Source organism: Gillisella taibaishanensis (genome assembly GCF_001938985.1).
In the GTDB taxonomy this organism is placed as follows: Bacteria; Pseudomonadota; Alphaproteobacteria; order Rhizobiales; family Rhizobiaceae; genus Allorhizobium; species Allorhizobium taibaishanense.
Genome location: NZ_MKIN01000005.1, coordinates 1 through 778, shown reverse-complemented (window position 1 = coordinate 778; position 778 = coordinate 1). Strand labels below are relative to the sequence as shown.

Sequence of the window (778 nt, the reverse complement as noted above, 5' to 3'; positions counted from 1 at the left end):
CCGCACCAAACGCATCGACCGGCATGAAGTGGCCTCCATCGGTGGCAACCGTGCCGTGGAAGTCTCTGGCAACCAGAAGCATGAAATCGGCGGCTCGGTGAACACCGTCGTTGGCGGCACGGGACCGATGGCGATGCTCGCCATGGCCGGCGTGCAGGCGCTGTCGGGCCAGACGGCCGGGCTGCTAGCCCAGGCCGCTCAGATCGCCGGCGGTGGTGGTCCCGGCATTGCCAGCTTTGCCACCACACTCGCCTCCTCTGCTCTGGGCTTTCTCGGCGCTGGCGGTCTTTCCGCGCGCGAAGGCGTCGTCTCCGGTCCGAGCCCACGTGCGGACGCAGGTACCGCGCTGGCCGGATCTGGCACCGGCGTTGGTTCAGATGCCTCTAGTCTGTTCCCGCTGCCTGGAATCATGAACACCATCGTCAGCAGCTTTAAGTCCGACAGCGTCGGCATTGCCAGAGCCGAGCAGATCGGCGTCAGCAAGGTCACCAATGTCGGGCAGACGCATGTTACCAACGTTGGCAAGGAGCAGCGAACGACGGTTGGGACGACGATCAGCGTGAACGTCGGAAAGCTCTACAACATCGTCTCAGGCGAGAAATACCACGGGGAGGCCAAGGTCTGGGAGATCTATGCGGATGACACCATCCTGCTGTCCACCAAGGGTGGGTATATCGAACTCAATAACAGCGGCATCCGTATTCACGGTTTGAAGATCGACATCGAGGGCAACCAGATCAACTTCAAGAAGGGCGGACCTGGTGAAGGAGCGTCGTGT

1 pseudogene is annotated in these 778 nt (G+C 61.8%); it reads left to right on the top strand.

Features of this window, described 5'->3' with window-relative positions:
- Positions 1-778, top strand: a pseudogene (locus BJF91_RS00020) (type VI secretion system tip protein VgrG); the annotation flags it as partial.